Origin of the sequence: Spiribacter onubensis, from assembly GCF_040838425.1 — a bacterium.
Taxonomy (GTDB): domain Bacteria; phylum Pseudomonadota; class Gammaproteobacteria; order Nitrococcales; family Nitrococcaceae; genus Spiribacter; species Spiribacter onubensis.
In genome coordinates this window covers 100,562-117,696 of record NZ_JBAKFI010000004.1, presented here as the reverse complement: position 1 = coordinate 117,696, position 17,135 = coordinate 100,562, and the positions used below count along the sequence as shown (strand labels likewise).

The 17,135-nt window shown below is 64.1% G+C and carries 15 protein-coding genes; 2 read left to right on the top strand and 13 right to left on the bottom strand.

Features of this window, described 5'->3' with window-relative positions:
• The first annotated feature begins 96 nt into the window (after window positions 1-96).
• Window positions 97-990, top strand: a complete 894-nt coding sequence (locus V6X63_RS08345) for an EamA family transporter (protein ID WP_367966385.1) — start codon at window positions 97-99, stop codon at window positions 988-990.
• Between the two features lie 13 nt (window positions 991-1,003).
• Here V6X63_RS08345 and V6X63_RS08340 read toward each other — a convergent pair whose 3' ends face one another.
• Window positions 1,004-2,071, bottom strand: a complete 1,068-nt coding sequence (locus tag V6X63_RS08340) for a sodium-dependent bicarbonate transport family permease (protein WP_367978618.1) — start codon at window positions 2,069-2,071, stop codon at window positions 1,004-1,006.
• Window positions 2,072-2,231: 160 nt separating this feature from the next.
• Between V6X63_RS08340 and V6X63_RS08335 the strand changes: the two genes are divergently transcribed.
• The gene (locus V6X63_RS08335) at window positions 2,232-2,864 is read left to right on the top strand and encodes a sugar phosphate isomerase/epimerase family protein (protein ID WP_367966387.1); all 633 of its coding nucleotides are present in this window, start codon (window positions 2,232-2,234) and stop codon (window positions 2,862-2,864) included.
• A gap of 11 nt (window positions 2,865-2,875) precedes the next feature.
• Here V6X63_RS08335 and V6X63_RS08330 read toward each other — a convergent pair whose 3' ends face one another.
• The 12 genes from V6X63_RS08330 to V6X63_RS08275 form a co-directional block, all read right to left on the bottom strand.
• Complete coding sequence (locus V6X63_RS08330) at window positions 2,876-4,942, bottom strand: bifunctional sugar-binding transcriptional regulator/dihydroxyacetone kinase subunit DhaK (protein WP_367966388.1); 2,067 nt, start codon at window positions 4,940-4,942, stop codon at window positions 2,876-2,878.
• Between the two features lie 2 nt (window positions 4,943-4,944).
• Entirely contained in the window at window positions 4,945-5,601 is a 657-nt protein-coding gene (gene dhaL / locus V6X63_RS08325; protein WP_367978617.1) for a dihydroxyacetone kinase subunit DhaL, read from the bottom strand.
• A 46-nt stretch (window positions 5,602-5,647) separates the two neighbouring features.
• A complete protein-coding gene (dhaL, locus tag V6X63_RS08320; RefSeq protein WP_367966390.1) occupies window positions 5,648-6,277 on the bottom strand; it encodes a dihydroxyacetone kinase subunit DhaL in 630 nt (209 codons plus the stop codon).
• Window positions 6,274-7,278: a dihydroxyacetone kinase subunit DhaK gene (locus tag V6X63_RS08315; RefSeq protein WP_367966391.1), complete on the bottom strand. Its 1,005-nt coding sequence runs from the start codon at window positions 7,276-7,278 to the stop codon at window positions 6,274-6,276. The genes dhaL (V6X63_RS08320) and V6X63_RS08315 overlap by 4 nt, the downstream gene beginning before the upstream one ends.
• 30 nt (window positions 7,279-7,308) lie before the next feature.
• Window positions 7,309-8,061, bottom strand: a complete 753-nt coding sequence (locus V6X63_RS08310; protein WP_367978616.1) for a GolD/DthD family dehydrogenase — start codon at window positions 8,059-8,061, stop codon at window positions 7,309-7,311.
• Window positions 8,062-8,126: 65 nt separating this feature from the next.
• Window positions 8,127-9,113 carry a substrate-binding domain-containing protein gene (locus V6X63_RS08305; protein WP_367966393.1) on the bottom strand — a complete coding sequence of 329 codons (987 nt, stop codon included), beginning with the start codon at window positions 9,111-9,113 and terminating at the stop codon, window positions 8,127-8,129.
• A 60-nt stretch (window positions 9,114-9,173) separates the two neighbouring features.
• Window positions 9,174-10,205 (bottom strand): ABC transporter permease, encoded by a 1,032-nt coding sequence (locus V6X63_RS08300; RefSeq protein WP_367966394.1) that lies wholly within the window; start codon window positions 10,203-10,205, stop codon window positions 9,174-9,176.
• Between the two features lie 38 nt (window positions 10,206-10,243).
• On the bottom strand, window positions 10,244-11,725 hold the full coding sequence (locus V6X63_RS08295; protein WP_367966395.1) for a sugar ABC transporter ATP-binding protein: 1,482 nt from the start codon (window positions 11,723-11,725) through the stop codon (window positions 10,244-10,246).
• Between the two features lie 176 nt (window positions 11,726-11,901).
• Window positions 11,902-12,747 carry a DeoR/GlpR family DNA-binding transcription regulator gene (locus tag V6X63_RS08290; RefSeq protein WP_367966396.1) on the bottom strand — a complete coding sequence of 282 codons (846 nt, stop codon included), beginning with the start codon at window positions 12,745-12,747 and terminating at the stop codon, window positions 11,902-11,904.
• 61 nt (window positions 12,748-12,808) lie between these two features.
• Entirely contained in the window at window positions 12,809-14,470 is a 1,662-nt protein-coding gene (locus V6X63_RS08285; RefSeq protein ID WP_367978615.1) for a glycerol-3-phosphate dehydrogenase/oxidase, read from the bottom strand.
• Window positions 14,471-14,490: 20 nt separating this feature from the next.
• Window positions 14,491-16,017, bottom strand: coding sequence for an FGGY-family carbohydrate kinase (locus V6X63_RS08280; RefSeq protein WP_367966398.1), 1,527 nt, complete (start codon window positions 16,015-16,017; stop codon window positions 14,491-14,493).
• 72 nt (window positions 16,018-16,089) lie between these two features.
• Window positions 16,090-17,037, bottom strand: coding sequence for a D-ribose ABC transporter substrate-binding protein (locus V6X63_RS08275; RefSeq protein WP_367978614.1), 948 nt, complete (start codon window positions 17,035-17,037; stop codon window positions 16,090-16,092).
• Between the last annotated feature and the right edge of the window lie 98 nt (window positions 17,038-17,135).

The following is a 17,135-nucleotide window of genomic DNA, read 5'->3' as shown; positions in this document are numbered from 1 at the left end:
GAGAGCACGAGGCCCGCAGGGCCGAGCTAATCCTCCCGGCCGAGCACCGGGCACTGCGAACGTAGCCACATTCACATCGGCCGTGGAGTGCCGCGTATGCCCGTGCTGCTCGTTGCCCTCGGTGCCTTCCAATGGGGTCTGTCCGGTGGCCTGGCCAGTATTCTCATGGATGCCGGCTGGTCGCCCCAGGTCATCACGTTATGGCGGGTCGTCTTCGGGCTGGTCTGCATGGGAACGTGGCTCGCCTGGCGCTTTTACGGAGGCATGCGCGGCGAGTTCGGCTGGCGGCTCGTCGCCTGGTCCACAGTTGCCGGGCTTGGCGTTACCGGCAATCTGGTCTATTACTTTCTCAGCATCAGCGCGGGCAGTGTGGCTGTCGCGATCACCCTGATGTACACGGCGCCGGTGATGGTCTACCTGGTCTCTTTCCTGCTGCGCACCGAGCGCCCGACCCTCGGGAGCGGACTGGTGATCGTGGCAACGCTGGTGGGGATCACGCTCATGACCGGGGTGTATACGGGCTCGTCGGTTCGGCTTACCACGTTCGCCATTACCAGTGGTCTATTGTCGGGTGCCTCGTATGCGCTTTTCATATTCGCGTTCAAATCGGCCGGTCGTCATGGGTCGACGCCGGCGGCCCTTACTGTCGCCTTCACGGCGGCCGTGATCGCGCTGGCGCCGCTGGTGGACTGGTCGCAGGCGATTCGGGCGCCGGCCTCACCTGATTTCGGCCTGTTCATTCTCTTTGGTCTGATGGGTGCCGGGTTGTCGTTCCTCTGCTATTTCACCGGCCTGCGCGGTGTATTGCCGTCGACGGCGGCGGTGACTGCCATGGTGGAGCCAGCCACCGCCACCCTGTTCGGTGTGCTGCTGCTCGGGCAGTTGCTCAGCCCCAGCGAAGCGGCGGGTGTTGTCGTTATCCTGGTCGCGGTGACCTGGCTGAATGTTCAGCAACAGCTGCAGCGACGCCGCGAGGCACGCAATCCCTGAATCGCGGAGCATGTCAGCCACCAATGAAAGCCTCAGCCAGTGCGATCCATAGCGGAATCGACAGGATGGCGACCGGCGTTCCGAGCCCGGTCGAGGTCGCGATGTAAGAGGATGGGTTGGCCTCGGGCAGCGCGCCCCGAAGCGTCGGCGGGCCGGAGATGTCCGAGCTGGATGCGGCCATCACCGCCATGAGGACAACGCCACCCAGGGAAAATCCGGTTAATTCATGAGCGATCAGCCCCATCCCGAGACCGATCAGGCCATGGACGAGCGGTGCGAACAGGCCATAGAAGACATAGACGTGGGCGACGCGCCGAAGCTCGCCGAGCCGGTTCCAGGCCTCGAACCCCATCATCAGCATCAGAATCGAGAGCAGTCCCCGGAACAGAGGTTCATAGAAGCCCTCGAACACACTGTCCGGCCGGGCGAAGAGCCCAAGGCCCAGACCGAGGAGCAGCGCTGAGATCGCGGGGCTGCGGATGGTATCCATCAGAATCGAGCGGATCATCCCCCAATCCACGATCGGACCCTGGCCGCCACCGCTGCCGCCGACGATCGCGACGACGCCGCCCTGGGCGACATCGCCACGGGCTGCCCGCCGTTCGGCGGCCATCCGCGCCATGATGATGGCAGTCAACAGGGCCGCAACGTCCATGAAGGGATAGAGCGCGCCGATAAAGCCCTCATAGGCGATGCCGACGTCATCCAGCATCGCCATGCCCGCGGCGAGCGTGGATGCCGAGACGGCACCGAACAACCCCGCCGTCGCCATCCCGTCCATTTCGCTGACACCCCTGAGCCGGACCAGTGTCATCCGGCCGAGCAGAACGATCGATATACCGGCAATCACCGCCAGTGCGCCGGGGACGGCGAGGGCGACGAGTTCCGCCTCACGCACGGAGATACCCGCTGACATCCCGACCTTGAGAAGCAGTAACATCACAACCAGTTTGTAGACCGGCTCGGGTAGGTCCAGCCGGCTCGACATGGCGGCGAGGAGCATGCCGCCAATCAGGAAGGCGAGGGTGGGTTTCTGCATCTGGGCCAGCAGCGTGCTGGCAAGTTCGGGTAAGAAGTCCACGGGTAACCCCTTTACGCTTGACGGTGACGCGACGCAGCATCGCTAAAGTCAATAGTTAATACAAATACAACATTGCGTTATATACGTTCGGTTTTAACGAACGGTTAGCCATCGGCTTTCTGCTAATAATGGCGCGTGCACTAAACGAGGGGGGTGGGGCATGAACGCGCTTGGTATCCATGCGTTGGTCTGGGCTTGCGATATCGAACCGGCGAGCACCGAGCTTGCGGCCCGGCAGACCCGCGCCGCGGGTTATGACTTTCTCGAGCTCTCACTGCATGACACCACACAGTTGGACGTGGAACATGCGCGGGCCGTGCTTGCTGAACAGGGTCTGGGGGTCGCCTGTTCAAGGGGGCTTGCGTTCGATGCGGATATATCCAGTGATGATCCCGCCATCGTGGCCCGCGGGCAGCGCCTGCTGGGGGAATCCGTGGAAGTGGCTGCTGCGCTGGGCGCTCGCAATCTATGTGGCGCTCTATACAGCGCCCTTGGCAAGTACTCGCAGCCGGTCCTGGATTGCGGTGATCGCCTCGGCTATGTCCATATCGGCGAGAACCATCGCGGCTATCTCGGCGCGGGCGCCATTGATTTTGGAAGCTTCTTTCATGCCCTGCGACGAATTGACTATCGAGGGGAGATTACCTTCGAGAGCTTCTCTTCCGCCGTGGTGATGCCGGGATTATGCAGCGATCTGGCGGTGTGGCGGAATCTCTGGTCCGACGGCATGGATCTCGCCATCAGTGCCCGGTCATTCATGCAGGCGCATCTCCGGGCGGCGGCTACGATCTGATCGGCACGCGCTTATCGATCTCTGGGATGTTCCGGTATCTGCAGACCGAATCCCTCACAGGGGTGGTCGAGCAGGTCAAGCAGTTCGTCGTCCAGCTTCATGAGCGTCACCGAGGCGCCCGCCATATCCAGCGAGGTGCAGTAATGGCCGACGAAATTCCGCAGTGCCACGGCATTGCGGGCCTCGATACGCTCATGGACACGGCGGGCGAGGATGAACAGCTCCATCATGGGTGTCGCGCCCAGCGAGTTGACGAGTACGGCAACCCGATCGCCCGGGCCGAGATGCATCTCCGAGAACAGACGGTCACAGATTCGGTCGACCGCCAGATCGGCCGTGGTGATCTCTTCGCGGGCTGCGCCCGGCTCGCCGTGAATACCGACACCCACTTCCATGTCGTCTGCGGCGATTTGAAAGGTCGGCCGGCGGGTCTCGGGCAGGGAAGAGGCCTCCAGACCGATACCCATCGTGAAGGTCGCATCATTCGCCTTGCGCGTCAGACGCTCGCAGTCATCCAGGTCATAGAGCCGGTCGCATGCCGCGCCGGCGATCTTGAATACCAACACACTGCCCGCGGTTCCCCGGCGCGATTCGCGGTTCTCTGCCGCCGACGACGCGATATCGTCGGTGGTCAGGATTGTGCGCACGCGGATGCCCTCAGCACTGGCCAGCTCGGCGGCCATGTCGAAGTTCATGATGTCGCCGGTGTAATTACCATATATGTAGAGCACACCGGCCCCACGAGATGCCGCCCGCGTGCAGGTGAGGATACGATCCGGCGGTGGCGAGGCAAACACGTTGCCCACGGCGACCGAATCGGCCAAGCCACGGCCCACATAACCCAGAAAGGCGGGTTCATGCCCGGCGCCCCCACCGATCACAAGTCCGACCTTGCCCTCGCGGCGGGATCCGGCCGCCTGCAAGGCGCGCCTGGAATCGCCGATGGGCTGTAGGAACTGCGGGTAGGTGCGCAACGCCCCGTCCAGGGATTCCGAGACGGCATCGCGCGGTGAGTTGAGGAATTTCTTGACGCGGGTGCGCTCGGGTAAGGCCGCCCGCTCCGGCTTTGGCCAGCGATTGGAGGAGCGCAGCCGCTGGGTTTCGACGCCGTCCGCATGCAGGATGGCCTCACCGGTCGCCGCATCGGTGATGAGCACGCTGATCAACTGCCCGCGCAGCGCGGCGAGCATCGCGGGGACCTTGTCATATCCTCCCGCGACGGCGATCCGGGTTTTGATTGCCCGCAGCGATTCCAGCTCGATGGCGATGGTGCGATCGCTGAGCGGCCCGTCCACAGGAATGCCATTGGCATCGAAGAACCGTCCGGCGATGGACCCCACCGCACTGCGGTAGTGATCATGCTGCTCGAGGCTGCTGTCGAAGAAGCCGCTCTCGTGGATCGTCGAATCCGGCCGCAGTGACGATATGCCGAACACGATTCGGTTGACAGCACCCAATGTCGCGAACTGCTCGGCGATAACGGGCTCGGAGAGCAGCAGTGATCTTGCGTCGGACGACGACAGGATCGCGGGCGCGGAAATCGGAATGCAGCGGGCACCAAGACTTTCGGCCAATTGTGACGCACACGCCTCCGGCGTGTAGGGGATGACCGCCGTGGTGCCCCCGGTCGCCTGGACCACGCGCAGGTCCGCACGCGCCGGAACATACGTCTCAGCCGCCTTCGCCACCGATAGCATCGTCCGGCCCCAGGAGATGGCCACGGTGTCACCGGACTGGATCAGGCTCGCCAGCGCCTGCCCACCAGCCGCACCGAGACGGTCGATCAGCGATCGGCTGCCGCCTTCGCCAGGAATGACCAGGCACTCCTGGAGGCCGAAGTGAGTCTGGAGCTGCTGCGCCACGGACAATGACTTGAGGCGTTCGCCGGAGATCGAGATATTGACGATGCCGCTGGCCCGCGCCTCGGAAAGGTAGCTGTTGACCGTCGGTCGGGAGATGTTCATCGCCTTGGCGATATCACCCTGAGTGAGCCCTTCCTCGTAGTAAAGCCAGGCCGCCCAGAGCAAAGCGTCGTCCTGAAACTTCAGTGGGATCCGTTCCGCGGAAGCCGATGCCATGCTCAGTGCGCCTCCGGTGTTGCCTCGACGGTCTCGGCAAGCGCTTCGATAATGATCGCCGCGGAGACGGCACCCGGATCCCGATGACCGATGCTGCGCTCCTTAAGCCGCGCGGCGCGCCCGCTCGAGGCGATCATGCTGGCGGTGGCCTGTGCGCCTTCGGCGGCGGCTCTGCAGGCGTCGCGCGCCGCCTCGGCGGCCGATGCGCCGCGGGCGAGGCTGGCCTGGGCGGCCCGGGTCGCGGGCAGCCACGCATCGAGCATGGTCTTGTCGCCCTGGCCGGCCTTGCCCCGTCGGGCGATACCCCGGGCAATGCCCGCCATGAAGCGGGGGAACTCATTGATCTGCCAGGGTGCATCCTTTTCCATGGCCTGTGCCGTATCGAGCAGCCCCGTGGCATAGAGCGGGCCAACCGTGGCACCGACATGGCTCAGGAAGCGATCCGCTGCCTCGCGCAGCAGGGCGGCCGGGCTCCGCGCATGGCTGGAGCTGCCGCGCACGAGCTCGGTCAACGCAGCGAATCCATTGGCCATTGATGTGCCGTGATCGCCATCACCGACGAGTCCGTCAAGCTGGCAGAGTTCATCGCGACGCTCCTCAAGCCGGGCCGCTGCGTCGCGAAAGAATCGGGCGATGAAATCGGAATCGAGTTCGGCCATATGATCACTACCCGATGGCCGGGCCGAAGGCGCCCGTGCAGGTCGGTCAGGCCAGGCGGCGGATGATGCCGTCGGCCAACGTGCATAGAATCATACAGCATGAGGTGGCGCCCGCATCCAGCACGCCCCTGGAGCGCTCGCCCAGCCGGCTTGAGCGGCCGACACGGGCGATCATGTCGCGGGTGCTGTCGCGGCCCTCGGCCGCGGCGGCTTTCATGGCCTCCAGCCGGGCCTGGAAGCTGCCCGGCGTGCTGGCGAATGCGTCGGTCGCCGGACAGAGCGTATCGAGGAGGGTCTTATCCCCGACCCGCGCCGAACCGATGGAAATGACCGCCTGCTGACCCGCCTCAAGCATCCGCTGGAACTGCGTTGCATCAATCACGGGCTGGTCACTGATGGCCTCTGCCATATCCTCGAACATCATGCCGTACAGTGGGCCCATGGAGCCGCCGATTTCGGTCATGAGAACGTTTGAGAGGATCGACAGGCCGTCCGCCAGCGAATCATCGTCGCTGATCCGTTCCTCGGCCATCGCGAAACCCTTGGCCATATTGTTGCCGTGGTCTCCGTCGCCGATCCTGCCGTCAATCTCCGAGAGATAGGCCTTATTGGTGACGATGCACTCGGCGATGTCCCGGATGATCGGGGCATTGTTGGCATTGCTGACGCCGCTCATGGCATCACCCTGAGGCCGGGGCTGTTCGCTTCGGTGGCGAGCAGTCCACGGAGTTCGTCATCCAGTTTCATGACCGTCAGGGTGGCGCCCATCATTTCCAGGGACGTGAAATAGTTGCCCACCAGCGGCTGTATGATCTCGACGCTCATCGTCTCGAGCCGTGTGGCGATTCGATCATATAGTATGTAGAGCTCGTTGATCGGCGTGGCCCCGAGCCCCGAAACCAGAACGGCGACGGTATCGCCGGCGTCGAGATTCTGCTCGGTGAGGACGATGTCGAGCATGTCATCAGCAACGGCATCCGCCGCTTTGAGGCCGACCACCTCCATGCCGGGTTCACCATGATGGCCGATGCCGACCTCCATCGTCCCCGGGGCGATCTCGAAATTGGGTTTACCATTCGCGGGCAGGGTGCAGGGAGCAAGCCCCACGCCCACCGAGCGCGTCGCATCCAACGCCTTCTGTGCGGTGGCCTGAACCGCCTCCAGCGATGCACCGGTCGCCGCCTTCGCGCCACCGACTTTCCACATCAGGATCTCACCGGCCACGCCCCGGCGTTTTTCCCGTTCTGCGGCCGGCGCCGAGCAGACATCGTCATTGGCCACGACGGTGCGCACCTGGATGCCGTCCTTGGCCGCCATGCGTGCGGCCATCTTCACGTTCATGTTGTCGCCGGCATAGTTGCCATACAGCACGCAGACGCCGTTTCCGCCGTCGGCGGCCTTGATGGCGTCGTAAAAGCTCTTCGCGGTTGGGGAGGAGAACAGTTCCCCAACCGCCACCGCGTCGACCATGTTGTGGCCGACATATCCCATGAATGCGGGTTCATGTCCGGAGCCGCCGCCGGTGACGATGCCAACGCGGCCCTGGACGGGAGCGCTCCGTGAGATGATGACCCGTTCATTGTCGGGATGCAGTGTCACGAGATCGCGATGGGCTTTCACAAACCCCCTGACGGCCTCGTCGACGAGATGATCCGGATTGTTTATGAATCGTTGCATGGCTCTGTCTGGCTCCCTGCATGCATGCGCTTATTTAATGGTGTACCCGCCGTCGATGAGGATATCCGCACCGTTGATCATGTTCGCGCCCTCACTGGCGAGGTAGACGGCGGCGGCGGCGATTTCCTCCGGCTCGGCGAAGCGGCCGGCCGGGATCTGGGCCTTCATCGCCTCGCCCTTCGGTCCGGCCCAGGCTTTTCTGCCGAGTTCGGTGAGCACCACCGTGGGCGATATCGAATTCACGCAGATGCCGTGCTTTCCCCATTCCAGGGCCATGGTCTTCGTCATTCCAATGACGCCGAACTTTGACGCGCAGTAGGCAATATGCCCGTCAATTGCCACCGATCCAGCCTGGCTGGCCATGTTGATGATCTTGCCACCATGCCCCTGGCCGATCATGACATTCGCCACGGCCTGGGCCACCAGGAAGCTGCCGGTCAGATTGATATCGATGGTCCGTCGCCACACAGCGGGATCCAGATGCTCGGCCGGGGCCAGATCCACGATGCCGGCGCTGTTGACGAGGATATCGATACGGCCGAAGTCTTCGACCACGCCGGCAACGCACGCCTGCACGCTGTCTGCATCCGCTACATCGCAGCGATAGGCTATGGCCTCGGTGTCCATTGCATGGGCCAGCCGCTCCGTCCGATCACGATCGAGATCGCAGAGCGCGATCTTCGCGCCCTTGCCGGCGTACGCCCGGGCAATGGCCTCTCCAATACCCGATGCTGCACCCGTCACTAGGGCGACGCGGTCTGTCAGGGGGAAGTCGAAATCCATTGGTGTCGTCTCTCTACGGTGAAATGGGCCGGCATCCCCACGGGAGATGCCGGCCGCTCCTGCGATCAGCGCATTTCGAGGAGGCTGTCCACGTTCTCTGGGGTGACCGGCGTCCACGGGACGTTGTAGAGCTTGTCCTCGCCGTTGTTCCAAGGCATCTGCGGGTACTGCTCCCAGATGTCGGACTGTGGCTCGTAGCTCGGATCAACGGCCTTCAGGGCGACATCCAGAGCGCCCTGGGCCTGGGCACGGGCGTCCTGCAGGATGGATGCCATGTCGCCTGCCTTGACGGCATAGAGAGCGTCGGTGATGCCATCAATGCCGGCGATGGCGAAGTCCTGCGGGTCGAGACCCGCGGCTTTGATCGCCTCGATCGCACCCAGCGCCATCTCATCGTTCTGCCCGATGACGCCATCAATCTCGCCGGGGTGGGCGGTGAGCCAGTTCTCCATCAGCGTCTGGGCCTCGGCACGCGACCAATTGGCGGTCTGCTGCTCGAGCACCTGCACGTCAGGGCATTCCGAGAGAGCCTCCATGTTGCCCTTCAAGCGGCTGATCTGCGCGGACTGGCCGATCGGCCCCTCAATGATGACCACATTGCCCTCGCAACCAAGCTCGTTGAGCACGATCTCGGCCTCCATATAGCCCGACTTCACGTCATCAGAGCCCACGTACGAGTGCAGCAGGTCGCTGTTGACCCGGGTGTTGGAGCCAACCACTGGGATTCCCGCATCATAGGCTGCCTGAACCGCCGTGGCGCCGGCCTCGATATCGATGGGGGCGAAGATGATGGCGTCATACTGCTGCGTGATCATCGTCTCGAACTGATCCTGCTGCACCAGTGCGTCATAGCGGCCGTCAAAGACCGTCAGGTCGACCTCGCCGGAGAGCACCGCCGGGTGTTCCTCCATGGCCTCCGTCCAGATCTGCATGAACTCCGCCTGCAGCCCGTAGGGCGCAGCGCCGACCTTGAATGGCTCATCCTGGGCCGCCACGGGTGTCGCGGCGACAGCGAGGGCGGTCGACAGACCAAGCATGATTTCTTTTCTCATTCCTTATCTCCTCCATTGGTAGAAACTTCCCGGCAGTACCGGAAATCGAGGCAGGCCGTTTCAGGCCCGCCTGTTCCGCGACTGATCGAGCAGCACGGCTGCCACGATCAAGACACCCTTGATGACCTGCTGGTAATAGGATTCCACTCCCATCAGGTCGAGTCCGTTATTCACGACGCCGATCAACAGCGCACCAATCAGCGTTCCGGCCACATGCCCGACACCACCGGCGAGGCTGGTACCGCCGATGACCACCGCGGCGATGGCGTCCAGTTCGTAGGCGATGCCGGCCTGGGGCAGGGCAGAGCCCGTGCGGGCGGCGAGGATCATGCCGGCCAGCCCGGCCAGGGCGCCGGAGATGATGTAGACGGCCAGCCGGATTCGCCGGACGTTGATTCCGGAGACCTTGGCGGCGTGTGGGTTGCCCCCCGCCGCGTAGACCCGACGACCGAACCGCGTTGACGAGAGCACGTACCAGGACGCCAGAAAAACCATCGCGAAGATGACCACCGGCAAAGGGATGCCGGCGATGTCGCCGGTGCCGATCCAGCGGTAGCTGTCGGTGAGCGCGGGCACCGGGCGCCCGTCGGCCGCAATCAGGGTCAACCCCCGGGCGGCGGACAGCATGCCGAGTGTCGCCACGAATGCGGGCACGTTGAAGCGCGCAACCAGTATCCCGCAGACCGTACCGGTGCCAATGCCGACGGCGATGCCCACCGCGAAGGCGAGACCGGCGGGGTATGGACCCCCCGCCATGCCGGCGACCGATGAGGTGGTGGCAAAGGCCGCGGAGATCACGCCGGCCAGCGCCACCACGGACCCCACGGACAGATCGATGCCCCGGGTCAGAATGACGTAGGTCATACCGATCGCCAGGATGCCGTTGATGGACGTCTGCCGCAGGACGTTGAGAATGTTGCGCGTCGTCAGGAAGTATTCATTGAAAATCGAAAGTGCGACGCAGAGAACCACAAGGGCGATGACGATCCCGAAGCGCTGAGCGAATGCCGTGACATGCAGGGCCGCCTGGCTGTCCTTTTTCTCCGCCGGCGCCTGCTCGGCGGGCCCGGGCTGACTCGACTCGTTGCTCATGCCCTTGCTCTCCTCAAGATTATGGATTGATTGTTCGGTCAGGCGGCGAGGTGGACGAGCGTTTCGGCGTCGATTTCCTCGCGGGAGAGGACGCCGGAGACCGTGCCGTCCTTCATCACGACCACCCGGTCCACCATGCCGATGATTTCGTCGGTCTCTGAAGAGCTCATGAGCACGGTTCCGCCCTGGCTCGCAAAGTCGGACATGATCCGGTAGATCTCTCGCTTCGCGCCGACGTCGACACCCCGGGTCGGTTCATCGAGGATCAGGATGTCCGGGTTGGTCAGAAACCATTTCCCGAGAACCACTTTCTGCTGGTTGCCGCCAGAGAGCCCGGAGACCTCGAGCCGGTCGGTGCTGGTCTTGATGCCGAACATCTCGATCATGCGATGCGCGGCGTCGCGTTCAGCGGCGGGGTGCATCCCGGTCGGGTTGGAGACGGCGGGAAGACTTGCCATGCAGAGGTTGTTACGCACCGAGGCGAGCAGCACCAGCCCGCTCTCCTTGCGATCCTCGGTGACCAGGGCGAGGCCGCTGTCGATGGCTTCGGCCGGATCGTTGAACTGAACCTGCCGGCCTTGCAGCGTGATGGTGCCGGCCCGGCATTCCGACAGGCCGAACAGGCGCTCGAAAATCTCCGTGCGGCCGGATCCCATCAGTCCATAGAAACCCAGGATTTCGCCCCGATGCGCATCAAAGCTGACATCGTGAACGCCGTGACTCGCATCGATCCCGTCAATTGACAGCGTCACCTCGTCGGTGGGCCGGTTCTCCTTGAAGAACTCCTCGGACAGGGGGCGACCGACGATCATCCGGATCAGGTCGGTCTTGCTGACATCCGCGATCTCGCCCGCTTCGACGAAAGCACCATCGCGGAACACCGTGTAGTGATCGGCGATTTCGAGGATCTCGGAGAGCCTGTGACTGACGTAGATGACGCCCTTGCCCTCGGCCTTGAGTTTGTGAACGGCCTCGAAGAGCTGGTCGGCCTCGCTCTCGCCCAGTGCCGAGGTGGGCTCGTCCATGATGATGATTTCGGCATCGTAAGAGAGCGCCTTGGCAATCTCCACGAGCTGCAGCTTCGCCACGGAGAGCTCGCCCATGCGATCCGTCGCCGCAATCTGGAAACCGAGGCGGTCCAGGAGCGCCTGGGCCTGCTCGTTCATGCGGCGGAAGTCGACGCGGCCGAGGGCCCGGACCGGTTCGCGGCCGAGAAAGATGTTTTCGGCCACCGTCATCGCCGGGACCGGGCTGAGCTCCTGCTCAATGATCGAGATGCCGTGGGCAAGCGCCTCGCGGGGTGTCGCGAACACCACGTCCTCGCCCTTGCAGCGGATCGTGCCGGCATCACGCACCTGGATACCCATGATGATGGTCAGAAAAGTGGACTTGCCGGCACCGTTGCCGCCGCAGAGGGCATGGACCGTGCCGCGCTCGAGCCGGAAGCGCCCGTCCTTCAGCGCGGCGACACCGCCGAATGACTTCTGCAGGCCGACTACTTCAAGCAGTGGCGCGTCCATGATGGGCTCTCCTCTAATTTTTTTACATTTATAGAAGTCGGTCTGACAAATGTCAAACCGTAGTCGGCCGCTGTTGGCCAGGCAAGCCAATAACGGCACCACCGCCTGGGCAGACTGGGGACATGGAATGCGGTTGCGGTGGGCGCCGAGGGCGCCGAACGGCGCCATGAAGTCGTCTAGCGGGTTCGGGCGATATGCAGCTCGACACCGGTCTCGCGCAGCATGGCGAGACTCTCGGGGTCTATCTGATCATCAACGATCACGATATCGAATTCGGAAATACTGGCCAGGTGATACAGGGCACGCTGCCCGAACTTCGCATGATCAGCCATCAGGATACGGCGTTGGGCGGCCTCGAACATCGCCCGTTTGGTCTCGACCATCTCGGGTGACTGGTGAAAGAGCTCCCCGCGCATGATGGCCGAGGTGGAGAGCAGATAGGTGTCGGCCATGAACAGGCCGATCTCCTGGCGGGTGACTGGCCCGATGAAGGCGTTGCACCAGTTCTGGAAGCGCCCGCCGAGGCCGATCAGTTCCAGGTCCCGGACCTCGTGCAGGGCATTCATCAGGGTCAGCGAATTGGTGATGACGGTCAGGGGCGTCTTCTCGCCCAGCAGCGGCGCCATCTGCAGCACGGTGGTGCTGTCATCCATGAGCAGAGCCTGGCCGGAGTCGATGAATTTCATGGCCAGTTCGGCCAGTGCCTTTTTCTCATCCTGCTGCCGCGCGGCACGGTAAACATCGCTCGCCTCAATGAGCGAGGTCGGCGCAGCCGATACCAGCCCGCGGTATTTGCGGAGCAATCCCCGGGCCACGAGCTCGTCTATATCCCGATGGGCGGTCATCAGGCTGATGCCGAAGCGCCCGGTGATATCCTCGATACGTACCGAGCCTTCCGCCATGACCAGTTCGGTGATCTTCTGACGTCGATCAAGCTGTTTTGCACGGCGACTGTCAGCCGGTGCCCGCTCATTGAAAAGCGCGTCCAGTGCGTCGTTGGACGGCGAGCCGTTCAAGGCCATGCGACGGTTCCCCTGTCTCCGCGTGGGAGCAGGATAGCGTCTGCGAAGGGGTGTTGCACAATCATGCCGCGATGCATACCCCATGGCTGCCGGCGAGGCGGTCGACCAGGCGTCCGACTTCGCGATCGGTGCGAGCCGCATCCCAGCCGAGGGCCCTGGCGGTTACACTGGCAATCTGACTCAGCCCTTCCCGTGTCAGTTGTCCGGTGATGGCGAGCAGCGTCCGGCGCATGACCAGATCTTCGAGATGCACCACCTGTTCGTTCCTGACCAGCCAGTCGACTTCCGCTTCCGTGTGGTCCGGGGCGCCGGCAATGGGGGCTGTCGCCGCCACTGCTTCATGGGCGGCGATGGACGCTGCCCGGGTGCCATAGCGCGTGAGCAGCGTCTCAAGGCGTGCACGGGGCAGATACGTCCGCTGCTCAAGGGCATCGAGCCACGCATCCCGCGTCTGCGGGCCGGAGGGGAAGTCACGGCCACCACCGATGGGCAACGCGCCGGTCTCCCTGATTCTGGATCGCTGCAGCGTATCCAGCACCTGGTCCGCCACCTGCTCGGCGAAGGCTCGGAAGGTCGTCCATTTGCCCCCGACCAGTGACAGGATTGGAAACGGGCGCTCCGGGGTCTCATCGAGCAGCGGGGTGGAGTGATCGCGGCTGATCAGCCCAGGTACGTCCGATTCGCTGTTGGGTAGAGGGCGGATGCCGCTGTAGCGATAGATGATCTGATCCTTGGAGAAGGCCAGAGCCGGCAGCAGTTGCCGCAGACTCTCTAGGAAGTAGTCGACCTCATCCTCCTCGCAGCGGACCCGGTCGGGATCGTCGGCGGGGATGTCGGTCGAGCCCACGAGGGCCCGTCCATTGTAGGGAAATACCAGGCAGATCCGCCCATCGTCGGCCTCGAAGTAGATCATCCGGCCGTCGAGCTGACGGACCAGTTCGTCATGGTTGAGCAGGATATGTGAGCCCTTGGTGCCGCCGATGAATGCCGTCTTCTCCCCCAGCCGCGCATTCACGCTGTCGATCCACGGACCCGCAGCATTCACCAGGTATCCGGTGGTCGCTGTCAGCTGGCGGCCATCCGGCCGGTCGAATACAAGCTGATGGGCCTGTCGCTCCCGCAGCGGCGTCCAGTTACAGGCCATGGATTCGGGACTGGCGGCAAGGCCGTCCTCGACAAGCTCAAGCACGAGCCGCTCCGGTGCGGTCACCACCGCGTCGTAGTAGAGCCCGGCGGCGGTTACACGCTCGGTCAGCGCGGGGATCATGCGCCGCGCGGTCCGTCGGCTGAACAGCCGATGCCGGGGCATGACCCGGTCGCGGGCGCCGTAGAAGTCGTAGAGGGCAAGTCCGATCTTGACCAGCAGCGCGCCGCGGCTGCGTGGTGCATTGGTTGCGCCGAACAGGGTCCGCAGCGCAGCCCCGGTCCCGCGCAGCCACGAAAAAGCGGGCAGCATGGACGGCAGCGGATGGACGACATGCGGGGCGTTGCGCAGGAGGCGGTTGCGCTCGTGGGTGGACTCCGCCACCAGCCGCAGCTCGGCCGTTTCGAGATACTTCAGTCCGCCATGGATCAGTCGTGAGGGGGCGGCGGAGGTGCCGGCTCCGAAGTCGCCCTTGTCGACGATCAGGCAGCGGAGCCCCTGTTCGCAGAGATCTCTGAAAAGGCCGGCGCCATTGATTCCGGCGCCGATGATGATGACGTCGAATGCTTCGTCCTGCATCTCGGGCTGAGGCTCCTGTGTCATTGTGTTGCCAATGCCTCGAGGTCGGCGAGGGCTTCCCAGTGTGGCATCAGCCCGCCGGCAACCTGCTGGTGGATCCGGTAGCGCCGCTCCCGGATCGCCTGTTCGGTGGGGTCCGGTTCAAAGCGCACTTCCAGTGCGGCCAGTGGACGGGGGTCTGCGTCGAAATCCGTGTAGAGCCCAACCGCAGCCCCGGCGCAGAGAGCGGCGCCCCAGGCGGCGGCCTCCTCGGTGGCGGAAACCGTGACAGGCAGTCCAAGCACATCCGCAAAAAGCTGGGCAATCCGCGGATTACGGGAAATGCCTCCGGTCAGACGGATATCCCGCGCCGGGAAGCCCTCCCGCAGCGCATCCACATGGACGCGATGGTTGAAGGCGATGCCTTCCAGCACGGCCGCCAGCATATCGCCACGCCCATGCCAGCCGTGTAGCCCGAGGAAGCCCGCCGAGGCGACGGCGCCGTGGGGCGAGCCGTAGAGATAGGGGTGATAGAGCAGTGTCGAGGGTCGTGCCAGCGCCGCCGAGATCTCCGGCGCGAGTTGCTCGTGAACACTGTGGCCGTCGGCCGCGGCCGCATCGCGTTCGGCGGTGCAGAGCGTGTCGATGAACCAGTCGTAGTTGGTGGCGGAGGCGGGTGAAATCGCCATGTTGTTCCACTGTCCGGGCCGGACGGCGCTGCGACAGAACCAGCGAGGGTCAGTGGCGGGGGTGGTGGAGAGCACCTCGTTGATTGAGTAGGTGCCGGCGACAATCCCCACCACGTCGGGTCTGTGGGCGCCGATACCCAGTGCCGAGGCGGTGACATCATGCAGCCCGGCAGCGACCGGCGTGCCCTCAACGAGGCCGGTGACTGCCGCGGCCTTGCGGGTGACGCGTCCGGCCACCGAGGCGGAGTGCAGCATCGGCGGCAGCGCGTGCTGCACGGCGGAGAGACCCAGCAGCTCGAGCAATGCCGGGCTGTAGTCCTGGGTGTTCACGTCGGTGAAGGCAGTGCTCGCCTCGGTACGATCCATGCCCAGCTCGCCGGTCAGGCACAGCCGGAGCCAGTCCTTGCAGCCGAGTACATGGCCGATCCGCGCATAACGCGCGGGTTCATGGTCGCGAATCCAGGCAAGCAGTGTGGAGGGCGCCGAGACATGCGGCTGCTGACCCGATAGCGACAGCGTCTGTTCGGGCAGTTCGGTGCGCTGCCAGGCTGACAGCGTATCCCCGGCGCGACTGTCAAGGGAGAGAATGCCCGGTCCCAGCGCCGCGCCCCCGCAGTCCACCAGGTAGAGGCCGTCGCCATGGGCGGTCGCGGCCACCGCGACAATATCGCTGCCGGAGCGGCCGGATTGCTCGAGGGCGGTGCGGATCGCCCGCGCCGTTGCGTCCCAGAGCCCATCCATGTCCCGCTCGACATGATGTGGCCGGGGCAGGGACTGGGCGACGCGCTCCCGGCACACGGCCAACGTGGTCCCGGATTCGTCGAAGACGACCGCCTTGGTGACGGTCAGACCATTGTCGATGCCCAGCAGACAGGCCATGGGTCGGACCCCGCGGGTCGATGGAGAGAGAAGCAGGGCACCGGGCGTGATGCCGGTGCCCTGTGGTTCGGATCAGTTGGAGAGCACGAACGGTGCCGTGTACTGATCGACGTTGTCCGCGGTGATGAGGATGCAGTCGAACAGCTGCTTCTCATCGGCCACCATCGGCTCGCCGTTCTTGATGTAGTAATCGGCCTGAATCACCGCTTCCTCGGCGAACACCGCCACGGGCTGAAGCACGGTGTAGGCCATTTCGCCGGCCTTGATGGCCTCAACGGCATCGGGTGAGCCATCGAAACCGCCAACCAGCACATCATCGAGCATGCCACGCTCCTTGAGTACGGCGATGGCGCCCAGGGCCATCTCGTCGTTGCCCGAGATCACAGCGTCGATATCGGGGTTGGCCTGCAGCATCGCCGCCATCTTGTTGTAGCCCTGGGTCCGGTCCCAGTTGGCCACTTCCATCGCGAGGCGATTGACGTCCGGGTACTGGCTGATGACTGTCTCGTAACCGTTGGAGCGGGTTGCCGCGTTGTTGTCTGCCGGGTTGCCGAACAGCTCCACGTAATCACCTGATCCACCGAGCAGGTCAACCCACTCCATTGCGCCAATGGCAGCGCCCTGGGCGTTGTTGGAAACCAGCTGTGCCACCGCGAGGCCCGATTCGTTGATCTCGGCATTCACGAGGAAGACCGGGATACCGGCATCCACGGCCTTGCGTACCGCACCGATCGATCCATCCGCATTGGCGGGGTCGAGGATGATGGCGACCGAGTCATTGGTGATCGCCGTATCGATGAGCCGGCTCTCGGCGTTGGTGTCGCCCTTGTGGGCGGCGACATTCGCCTCGTAGCCCAGCTCCTCGGCGGTCTCACGCGCCACTTCACCCTCGGTGAACCAGTAGGGATTGGACGGATCGGTGATGATGATCGAGATGAGTCCCTCCGCCGATGCCGTACCGGCGAAGAGCATGGAGCCCGCCAGCACGGCGCGGCCGAGATGCTTGAGTGGATTGAACATGGTTGTCGATCTCCTTTTAGTGCTGATTGCCCGGCCGATAAACCGGCCGGCTCTCCTCCGCAGCGGGGTGATCCCCGTCTCCATGGCGGTGAAGTCGG

Coding starts and splice junctions, on each gene's coding strand:
- V6X63_RS08345 (WP_367966385.1), top strand. CDS start 97: ATGCCCGTGCTGCTCGTTGCCCTCGGTGCCTTCCAATGGGGTCTGTCC.
- V6X63_RS08335 (WP_367966387.1), top strand. CDS start 2,232: ATGAACGCGCTTGGTATCCATGCGTTGGTCTGGGCTTGCGATATCGAA.
- V6X63_RS08330 (WP_367966388.1), bottom strand. CDS start 4,942: ATGGCATCGGCTTCCGCGGAACGGATCCCACTGAAGTTTCAGGACGAC.
- dhaL (WP_367978617.1), bottom strand. CDS start 5,601: ATGGCCGAACTCGATTCCGATTTCATCGCCCGATTCTTTCGCGACGCA.
- dhaL (WP_367966390.1), bottom strand. CDS start 6,277: ATGAGCGGCGTCAGCAATGCCAACAATGCCCCGATCATCCGGGACATC.
- V6X63_RS08315 (WP_367966391.1), bottom strand. CDS start 7,278: ATGCAACGATTCATAAACAATCCGGATCATCTCGTCGACGAGGCCGTC.
- V6X63_RS08310 (WP_367978616.1), bottom strand. CDS start 8,061: ATGGATTTCGACTTCCCCCTGACAGACCGCGTCGCCCTAGTGACGGGT.
- V6X63_RS08305 (WP_367966393.1), bottom strand. CDS start 9,113: ATGAGAAAAGAAATCATGCTTGGTCTGTCGACCGCCCTCGCTGTCGCC.
- V6X63_RS08300 (WP_367966394.1), bottom strand. CDS start 10,205: ATGAGCAACGAGTCGAGTCAGCCCGGGCCCGCCGAGCAGGCGCCGGCG.
- V6X63_RS08295 (WP_367966395.1), bottom strand. CDS start 11,725: ATGGACGCGCCACTGCTTGAAGTAGTCGGCCTGCAGAAGTCATTCGGC.
- V6X63_RS08290 (WP_367966396.1), bottom strand. CDS start 12,747: ATGGCCTTGAACGGCTCGCCGTCCAACGACGCACTGGACGCGCTTTTC.
- V6X63_RS08285 (WP_367978615.1), bottom strand. CDS start 14,470: ATGCAGGACGAAGCATTCGACGTCATCATCATCGGCGCCGGAATCAAT.
- V6X63_RS08280 (WP_367966398.1), bottom strand. CDS start 16,017: ATGGCCTGTCTGCTGGGCATCGACAATGGTCTGACCGTCACCAAGGCG.
- V6X63_RS08275 (WP_367978614.1), bottom strand. CDS start 17,037: ATGTTCAATCCACTCAAGCATCTCGGCCGCGCCGTGCTGGCGGGCTCC.